Source organism: Stenotrophomonas sp. YJH_SMC_25, assembly GCF_059369595.1.
Genome location: NZ_JCAFSV010000020.1, coordinates 44,346 through 53,215 on the forward strand (window position 1 = coordinate 44,346; position 8,870 = coordinate 53,215).

Annotated in this window: 10 protein-coding genes; 3 read left to right on the plus strand and 7 right to left on the minus strand. The window is 67.1% G+C overall.

What is annotated here, in order from left to right; genetic code table 11:
• Nucleotide 1 precedes the first annotated feature (1 nt).
• A complete protein-coding gene (locus AC5P7E_RS19655; protein WP_088436267.1) occupies nt 2–634 on the plus strand; it encodes a CoA transferase subunit B in 633 nt (210 codons plus the stop codon).
• 47 nt (nt 635–681) lie between these two features.
• Nucleotides 682–1,269: an alpha-ketoglutarate-dependent dioxygenase AlkB family protein gene (locus AC5P7E_RS19660; protein ID WP_114619145.1), complete on the plus strand. Its 588-nt coding sequence runs from the start codon at nt 682–684 to the stop codon at nt 1,267–1,269.
• Nucleotides 1,270–1,273: 4 nt separating this feature from the next.
• Here the strand turns inward: AC5P7E_RS19660 and AC5P7E_RS19665 are convergent, their stop codons facing one another.
• From AC5P7E_RS19665 to AC5P7E_RS19680, 4 genes are read right to left on the minus strand one after another with little or no spacing between them, the layout of a single operon-like run.
• Nucleotides 1,274–1,915 (minus strand): ABC-type transport auxiliary lipoprotein family protein, encoded by a 642-nt coding sequence (locus tag AC5P7E_RS19665; RefSeq protein ID WP_099527091.1) that lies wholly within the window; start codon nt 1,913–1,915, stop codon nt 1,274–1,276.
• Complete coding sequence (locus AC5P7E_RS19670; RefSeq protein WP_005408000.1) at nt 1,912–2,838, minus strand: MlaD family protein; 927 nt, start codon at nt 2,836–2,838, stop codon at nt 1,912–1,914. Before AC5P7E_RS19670 ends, AC5P7E_RS19665 begins: the two co-directional genes overlap by 4 nt.
• 3 nt (nt 2,839–2,841) lie before the next feature.
• Entirely contained in the window at nt 2,842–3,669 is an 828-nt protein-coding gene (locus tag AC5P7E_RS19675) for an ABC transporter ATP-binding protein (RefSeq protein WP_005412184.1), read from the minus strand.
• Nucleotide 3,670: 1 nt separating this feature from the next.
• Complete coding sequence (locus AC5P7E_RS19680; RefSeq protein ID WP_005408002.1) at nt 3,671–4,792, minus strand: ABC transporter permease; 1,122 nt, start codon at nt 4,790–4,792, stop codon at nt 3,671–3,673.
• Nucleotides 4,793–4,885: 93 nt separating this feature from the next.
• Here AC5P7E_RS19680 and AC5P7E_RS19685 point away from each other — a divergent pair, with 93 nt between their 5' ends.
• Nucleotides 4,886–6,145 (plus strand): threonine/serine exporter family protein, encoded by a 1,260-nt coding sequence (locus AC5P7E_RS19685; protein ID WP_005408003.1) that lies wholly within the window; start codon nt 4,886–4,888, stop codon nt 6,143–6,145.
• 80 nt (nt 6,146–6,225) lie between these two features.
• On the opposite strand, the gene AC5P7E_RS19690 is transcribed toward AC5P7E_RS19685, so the two are convergent.
• The 3 genes from AC5P7E_RS19690 to AC5P7E_RS19700 form a co-directional block, all read right to left on the minus strand.
• The gene (locus tag AC5P7E_RS19690) at nt 6,226–6,609 is read right to left on the minus strand and encodes an H-NS histone family protein (protein ID WP_005408004.1); all 384 of its coding nucleotides are present in this window, start codon (nt 6,607–6,609) and stop codon (nt 6,226–6,228) included.
• Between the two features lie 222 nt (nt 6,610–6,831).
• Nucleotides 6,832–8,535 carry a proline--tRNA ligase gene (locus tag AC5P7E_RS19695; protein WP_114619146.1) on the minus strand — a complete coding sequence of 568 codons (1,704 nt, stop codon included), beginning with the start codon at nt 8,533–8,535 and terminating at the stop codon, nt 6,832–6,834.
• Nucleotides 8,536–8,761: 226 nt separating this feature from the next.
• On the minus strand, nt 8,762–8,870 hold a 109-nt coding region (locus tag AC5P7E_RS19700), incomplete at its 5' end, for an IS3 family transposase (RefSeq protein ID WP_495205392.1).

The window sequence follows — 8,870 nt, forward strand, 5'->3', positions numbered from 1 at the left end:
CATGGCGTGGACCCGTGACGAGATGGCGGCACGCGCCGCCCGCGAACTGACCGATGGAGCGTACGTGAACCTGGGCATCGGCCTGCCGACCCTGGTCGCCAACCACATCCCTGAAGGCGTGGACGTGTGGCTGCAGTCGGAGAACGGCCTGCTCGGCATCGGCCCGTTCCCGACCGACGCCGAAGTGGACGCCGACCTGATCAATGCCGGCAAGCAGACCGTGACCGCACGCGCCGGTGCCAGCTATTTCGGCAGCCACGACAGCTTCGCGATGATCCGCGGTGGCCACGTCAACCTGGCCATCCTCGGCGCCATGCAGGTCACCGACAAGGGCGACCTGGCCAACTGGATGGTGCCCGGCAAGATGGTCAAGGGCATGGGCGGCGCGATGGACCTGGTGGCCGGCGTGCAGCGCGTGGTTGTGCTGATGGAGCACACCGCCAAGAACGGCGAGCACAAGATCCTGGCCGAATGCACGCTGCCGCTGACCGGCGTCGGCGTGGTCGACCGCATCATCACCGACCTGGCCGTGTTCGACGTCACCGATGCTGGTCTGGTGCTGGTAGAAGCGGCGCCGGGTGTCAGCGATGACGAACTGAAGGAAAAAACGGGCGTGGCGTTCGCGCGCCGCTGACGTTCCGGGGCGGCCTTCGGTCGCCCCCCCTTTCCCTTGGGGCGCCCATGCTGTTCCCCCACGACCTTCCCGATGCCGACGTCCGCCACCTCCCGGCCTGGCTGTCTCCCGCCGAGGCCGATGCCTTGCAGCGCGATCTGCAAGCCGGCCTGCCGTGGGAGGTGCATCGCATCCGCATGTTCGGCGGCTGGGTGGATTCGCCACGGTTGAGCTGCTGGATAGGTGATCCGCAGGCGCGCTATCGCTACTCGGGGGCAGAATTCGTGCCGCACCCGTGGCCGCCGTCCCTGCAGGGCATGCGCGAGCGCCTGCAGGACGATGGCTTCGGCCGCTTCAACAGCGTATTGCTGAACCGCTATCGCAGCGGCGGCGATTACATGGGCTGGCACAGTGACGACGAACCCGAACTGGGCCCGGCGCCGGTGATCGCCTCGCTGAGCCTGGGCGCGGCACGGCGCTTCCTGCTGCGCCGGCGAGACGATACGGCGCGCAAGGCGGAGTATCTGCTCGGCCATGGCGACCTGCTGGTAATGGCCGGGCAGACCCAGCGTTATTACCAGCACGCGCTGCCGAAGATGGCGCGCGTGCAGGGCGAGCGGATCAACCTGACGTTCCGCTGGATTGCGCCACGCTGATCGATCAGCGCGTGACGGTCGGCCGGTCGGCCTGCCCGCTCACCAGCGTCCAGCCCACCACGTCCTGCGCCAGCTGCTGCAGGCCACGTTCGAAGGCGGCGGTGACGGCCGGCACGTCGGTACTGCCGACCGGCTGTGCCTGGCGGAAGGTACGGTCGGCCACCACGCGCTGGTCGGCGACGTGGATCAGCTTGGCGTTGACCTCGATCACCACCGTCGGCGTGGCCTGGCCCTGGTAGTCCGACTCGAAGCGGCGCACGTCGGTGGACAGCTTGTAGTCGGCGCGGATGCCGGCGGTGCTGCGGGCGACGCCGTGGATGCGCCCGGAATCCTCAAAGCCGCGCAGCAGGGTGTCCTCGATCATGTCGGTGGCCGGCTGGGCCCAGCTGGCGCCCTTGTAGATCTCCAGCTGCGATGGCGTCGGCCGCACGTTGATGCGCGGGCTGTCGACCATGCGTGCGGCGCTGGGCTTGGCCAGTACCAGCTGCCAGCTGGCCTGTGGCCACGCCGGGTCGGCCTTCACCTGCACCGAGGGCGAGTACAGCGTCACCGCGGTTTTCTCGCTGCTGCCGAGGATGGAGCAGCCGCCCAGCAGGGTGACCATCGAAGTAGCCAGCAGCAGGCGCGGAAGGGTGGTCGGGCTCATTTGGGTTCGAACTCCTTCGGTGCGTCGCGGCCCAGCAGGTAGCGCGCGGGGTTGTTCTCGAGGCGGTCGCTGACCCGGCGCAGGTCGCGGATCAGGCCGCGCAGTTCGGTCAGCGTCGGGCCCAGCTGGCCGAGGCCATCGTTGGCGAAGCTGTTGATCGCGGCGCGGTTCTCGCCAAGGATCGAATCGGCGTTGCCGGCGGCCGAATCGAGCTTGGCCAGGGTGCCGTCGAGCTTGTCGATGATGCCCGGCAGCTGCTGCACCAGGTTCCTGTCCAGGCGCTCGATGGTGCCGTTGGTGGTCTTCAGCGTGGTGTCCAGGCTGCGGGCGGCATCGCGCGCGCTGAGCAGCAGCGCCTGCGTGCCCTGGTCGCGGTCGGCCAGGCCACCGCTGATCGTCTCCAGGTTGGCCAGCGTCGCGTTGATCGAGGCCACGTTGCGGTCGCTGAGGATCTGGTCCATGCGCTCGACGATGCGGTTGGCGACGTCGGTGATGTTCTGCAGCGCCGACGGCGTGGTCGGGATGATCGGGGCCGGGTCCTTGTTGACCGTGGTCAGCGCCGGCGACTGCGGCGTGCCGCCGCTGAGCTGGATGATCGACGGGCCGGTCAGGCTGGTGATCGCCAGCTTGGCACGGGTATCGGTCTTGACCGGGGTGGTCGAGTTCAGGCGGATGCGTGCGACCACCTGACGCGGGTCGTCAGGCACCAGGTTCAGTTCGATGATCGAACCGACCGCGATGCCGTTGTACTGCACCGGGCTGCCCACCGACAGGCCGGTCACCGCCTCGCGGAACACCACGCGGTATTCCTGCCAGGTGCGGTCGGAGGAGTACTTGGCCGCCCACAGGCCGAAGGCCAGCAGGGCCAAGCCGGTGATCAGGGTGAACGCGCCGATCAGCACGTAGTTGGCTTTGGTTTCCATGGCTCAGGCACTCTCGATCTGTTCGCCGCGCGCGGCACGCGCACGCGGTCCGTGGAAGTATTCCTGGATCCACGGATGATCCAGTTTCTCGATGTCCGGCAGTGGCGCGTTGGCCACCACTTTGCGGTCGGCGATCACCGCCACCCGGTCGCAGATGGCGTACAGCGTGTCCAGGTCGTGGGTGATCAGGAACACGGTCAGCCCCAGCGCCTCCTGCAGGGTCTTGATCAGGCGGTCGAACGCGGCCGCACCGATCGGGTCGAGGCCTGCGGTCGGTTCATCCAGGAACAGCAGCGGCGGGTCCAGCGCCAGCGCGCGGGCCAGGCCAGCGCGCTTGCGCATGCCACCGGACAACTGCGATGGCAGCTTGTTGATCGCATCGGCGGGAAGGCCGGCCAGCTTCACCTTCAGCAGCGCCAGCTCGTAGTGCCAGCGCTCGGGCAATTCGCGGTGGTGTTCCTTCAAGGGCACCTGCACGTTCTCGCCCACGGTCAGCGATGAGAACAGGGCGCCGTCCTGGAACAGCACGCCGGTATTGCGTTCGATGTGCAGGCGGCTCTCGGCGTCGTCGGCACGCGCATCGCGGCCCAGCACTTCGATCTGGCCGGCGTCGGGCGTGCGCAGGCCCAGGATCGAGCGCATCAGCACCGACTTGCCGGTGCCCGAGCCACCCACCACGCCCAGGATCTCGCCACGGCGCACGTCCAGGTCCAGGTCTTCATGCACGATCTGGCTGCCGAAGCGGTTGACCAGCCCGCGCACGCGGATGGCCAGGTCGTGGCCGTCGCCGTCCTGCATGGGTATTTCTTCGGGAGTCGGATGCGTGCTCATGTCACCAGTCCATGTGCATGAACCACAACGCCGCGAAGGCGTCGATGATGATCACCAGCGAGATCGTCTGCACCACGCTGGAGGTGGTGCGTTCACCGACCGACTGCGCCGTGCCTTCCACCTTCAGCCCTTCCAGGCAGCCGATCAGGCCGATCACCAGCGCAAACACCGGCGCCTTCGACAGGCCGACCAGCATGTGCCGCACCTCCATCGTCTCGTGCATGCGCGCGATGTACATCTGCGGCGGGATGTCGAGGTCGAACGCGCCGACAGTGATGCCGCCGGCCAGGCCCGCGATCATCGCGATGAAGGTCAGCAGGGGCAGGGTGACCAGCAGCGCCAGCAGGCGTGGCAGCACCAGCAGGTCGATCGGATCCAGACCCAGCGTGCGCATCGCGTCGATTTCCTCGCGCGCCTTCATCGCGCCGATCTGCGCGGTGAACGCACTGGCGGTGCGGCCGGCCAGCACGATCGCGGTCAGCAGTACCGCGAACTCGCGCAGGAAGGCGATGTTGACCAGCTCGACCACGTAGATCTCGGCGCCGAAGTCGCGCAGGATGGTCGAGCCGAGAAAGGCGATCACCGCGCCAACCAGGTAGGACAGCAGCGCCACCAGCGGTACTGCGTCCAGCCCGACCTGCTCCATCTGGTGGACGGTGGCGGTCAGGCGGAAACGGCGGGGCTCCTTGACCAGGCGTGCTGCCTTGACCAGGTTCTCGCCGAGGAAACTGCACAGCGCCTTGATGTTGTGGCCAGTGGCATGGACGCTGACACCGAGCCGTTCCAGCGCCGCCAGCACGCCGAAATCGCGCTTGGGCCGGGGCCGGTCGTCGGCCACTTCCTCGATGGTGCAGACCAGTGCCTGGTGGTCCGGCCGGAACTGCAACGCGTCCTCGCCAAGGTCGGCGCGATGCGCTACGCGCAGTACCTGCAGCACGCCGGCCGAATCCATCTTCTCGATGCCGGTGGCGTCGATGCCGGTCAGCGTGTCGGGAACGCCGCGCAGGACTTCGGCCGCGGCCAGCGCGGTCTTCAAGGTCCAGGTGCCGGACAGGCGGATCAGGCCCGGGTCATGGGCATCCTGTTCGAGCTGGGGGGCGTGGTTCGGGGTCACTTGGGCCATTCGGGTCGCAGCATAACCGTTCTGTCTGGGGCATCGCGTCGAACCCGGATGAATTTATCCAGTGCGGCCCGGCAGTAGGTAATACTACGGCGCATGTCCGCAGACGCTCACACGATCCCCACGCCCCAGGCCACCTACGCGCAGCGCGTGGCCTTTGTTTCCGAGATCGCCGGACGCCTGCACAGCTACGGCACCACGGCCCAGCGCCTGGAAACGGCAGTGGTGGCACTGGCCCGCCAGCTCGATCTGGATTGTGAACCGTGGTCGAATCCCACCGGTATCATCCTCAGTTTCAGCGACCCGGCACAGGCGATCGGCTCCAGCGACATCACCCGCGTGATCCGCCTGGCACCCGGCGAGAACGACCTGCACAAGCTCAGCGTCGCCGACCATATCGCCGAGGAAGTGGCCAACGGGCGGATGAGCATTGCCCAGGGCCACACCGCACTGCGCCAGTTGGACAAGGATCCGGGCCGGCGCGGCAAGCTGCGCACCATTCTTTCATTCACCCTGGGCGCGGCCGGCGTGGCCGGCATGTGGAAGCTGCCGTGGCTGGACATCGCCACCGCCGGTGTCATCGGGCTGATGATCGGCCTGCTCGGCATGGTCACCGACCGTCGCCCGGCCACCCGTGAAGCGGCCGAGGCGCTGGCGGCGCTGCTGGCCGGCATGGTCGCAACCCTGGTCGCGTCCTTTGTCGGCGCACTCAACCTCAACACGGTGATCATCGCCTCGCTGGTGGTGCTGCTGCCGGGCATGTCGCTGACCAATGCGGTCAATGAACTCGCCAGCCAGCATTGGGTCTCGGGTACCGCGCGCTTTGCCGGCGCGTTGACCACCATCATGAAGCTCAGCGTGGGCGCGATGATCGCGGTGACCCTGGCCGATGTACTCGGCCTGGACCCGGTGATCCGCGCCACGCGGCCGCAGGGGCCGTGGGTGGAGTGGGGTTCGCTGCTGACCGCGGCATTCGCCTTCGCGATGCTGTTCAAGGCCAACCGGCGCGATTACCCGTGGGTGATCGCGGCCTCGGTGGCGGGTTACGCGATCTCCAAGTTCGGCGGGCACGCCTGGGGCGCGCCGGCCGGCATCTTCCTGTCAGCGATGCTGCTGACCGCCGGTGGCAATCTGTTCGGCCGCCTCGTTGGCCGCCCAGGAGCGATCATCCGCCTGCCCGGCATCATCATGATGGTGCCCGGAAGCACCAGCCTGCGCGGCGTGCTGACCCTGGTCCAGCAGCAGGACGTTGGCGCGGGCCAAAGCGTGTTCCTCACCGTGCTCAACGTGGTGATGGCGCTGGTGGCCGGCCTGCTGTTCGGCAACCTGCTGATGCCGGCGCGCAAAACCCTGTAGGTGTGGACCGTTGGCCCGCACACCGAAGAATGAAAAACGCCGGCTTCCGCCGGCGTTTTTCATTGCATCCCGGTCCGGCCTCAGGCCTTCTTGATCAGGAAATCTTCCGGCTTCTTGTTGCCCTTGGCGGTCAGCTCGGCCATCCAGCGCGGCTGCTTGCCACGACCGGTCCAGGTTTCCTTGGGGTTGGCCGGGTTGCGGTACTTCGGGGCAACCTTGCCCAGCTTGCGGCCGGCGGTCTTGGACGGTGCCTTGGCTGCCGGGGCGGCTTTGCGCGCGCGCGGGGCCGGGGCGCCGCCGAACAGTTCTTCGATGGTGTAGCCCTCGGTCTTGGCCAGCTTGGTCAGCTGGGCCCGGACCTTGGTGATTGGCCGGCGCTTGGCGACGATGGTCTGCTGCTTCTTGGCGGTACGGATCAGGGCGCCCAGCTCGCGTGCCGACAGGCCGGTCAGGTCAATGCTCATTTACGGTTACTCCGGAAACTAAAATGTGGACGGGACGAGCCAGTCCATGGCGTCGCGGGACAGAATAAAGATGAATTAATCACAGCACAAATGCAGGCGGGTCATGGCCTGGCAGCATCCCGGCTGCATTGCGTCGATTTTGACCGGATTATGTCCGCTGCAATATTGCTCAACTGGGCGACAGGCAAAAAAAGACCGGGGCGTGCCCCGGTCTTCTCCTGATCAGCCCTGCAGTCGCTGCAGCAGGGTGGCCTTGTCCAGGCTTTCCGCTTCGCTGGCGCGGCGCGAGCGGTACTCGTAGGTACCGGCGCCCAGGCCGCGCTCGCTCACCACCACGCGGTGCGGAATGCCGATCAGTTCCATGTCGGCGAACATCGCGCCCGGGCGCAGGCCACGGTCGTCCAGCGCGGCATCGAGGCCGGCGTCGCGGAGTTCCTGCAGCAGGCTGGCAGCAGCATCGGCCACGGCGGCGTCGCCCTTCGGGTTGATCACGCACACCACCACCTGCCACGGCGCCATCGCGTCCGGCCAGATGATGCCGGCATCGTCATGGTTCTGTTCGATCGCGGCAGCCACCACGCGCGAGATACCGATGCCGTAGCAGCCCATCGCCATCACCGCCGCCTTGCCGTTCTCGTCCAGCACGGTGGCATCCAGCGCTTCGGCATATTTGCGGCCGAGCTGGAACACGTGGCCGACTTCGATGCCACGGGCGATCTTCAGTTCGCCACCGTCCAGCGCGCGGTCACCGGCACGCACGTTGCGGATGTCGGCCACTTCCGGTTCCGGCAGGTCGCGGCCCCAGTTGACCCCGGTCAGGTGGAAACCGACTTCGTTGGCGCCGACGACGAAGTCGGACATCGCGGCCACTTCGCGGTCGGCGACCACGCGGATGGCCTTGGCCGGGGCGACCGGGCCGAGGAAGCCCGGCACGCTGCCCAGGTACTCGGCGATTTCCGCCTCGCTGGCGAAGCGCTGCTCGTCCAGGCCGGCGACCTTGGCCAGCTTGATCTCGTTGACCTCATGGTCGCCGCGCACCAGCACCAGCACGAACTGCTGTGCTTCGCCTTCACCGGCGATCAGCGCCACCGACTTCACCGTGCGCTGCAGCTCGATGCCGAGCAGCGCCGCGACGTCCTCGCAGGTTTTCTGGGTAGGGGTGTCGACCTTGCGCATGGCTTCACTGGCAGCCGCGCGCGGTGCCGGATCGGCGGCGATCGCCGCTTCCATGTTCGCGGCGTAGTCCGAACCGGTGGAGAACACAAGCGCGTCTTCGCCGGAATCGGCGATGACGTGGAATTCCTGCGAGGCATCGCCACCGATCGCACCGGAGTCGGCCTGCACCATGCGGAAGTCCAGGCCGAGGCGGGTGAAGATGCGGCTGTAGGCCGACTTCATGTTCTCGTATTCGCGCACCAGGCACTCATCGTGCAGGTGGAACGAATAGGCATCCTTCATCAGGAATTCGCGCGAACGCATCACGCCGAAGCGCGGGCGGATCTCGTCGCGGAACTTGGTCTGTACCTGGTAGAAATTCACCGGCAGCTGCTTGTAGCTGGACAGCTCGCTGCGCGCGAAGTCGCAGGCGGCCTCTTCGGCGGTCGGGCTGTAGCAGAACACCTGGTCCTTGCGGTCCTTGATCTTCAGCAGCTGCGGGCCGAACTTCTGCCAGCGGCCGGTCTGCTCCCACAGTTCCTTCGGCTGGATGGTCGGGATCTGGAATTCCACGGCACCGGCGCGGTCCATTTCCTCGCGCACGATGCGTTCAACCTTGCGCAGCACGCGCAGGCCCAGCGGCGACCAGGTGTACAGGCCCGATGCCAGCTTGCGGATCATGCCCGCGCGCAGCATCAGCCGGTGGCTGGTGAGCTCGGCGTCGCTGGGGGTTTCCTTGGTGGTGTGCAGGTGGAACTGGGAGAGGCGCATCGTCGGCTTCGGATAACGGCAGAGACGCCTATTCTGCCAGCCCGGCCGGGGAGAGGGGTATCGGCAGGGCTGCGCCCTGCACCCCCAGTAGTGCCGGCCGCTGGCCGGCAACCTCAGAAGCAACTGCCGAAGCAACAGCGGGCTTCCCGTGGGATGGCGGGGTGGGTCCGGTTGCGGGAGACGCCGTAAACCCATCCATGAAGTGACCCCCGAGACTTGGACGGGGTCAGGCGGCCGATTGGGCCCGCTCCCGGTACTCTACCGGGCTCAGACCTTTCAGTTTCAGTTTGATGCGCTCCTGGTTGTAGTACTGGATGTATTCCACCAGCCCAGCC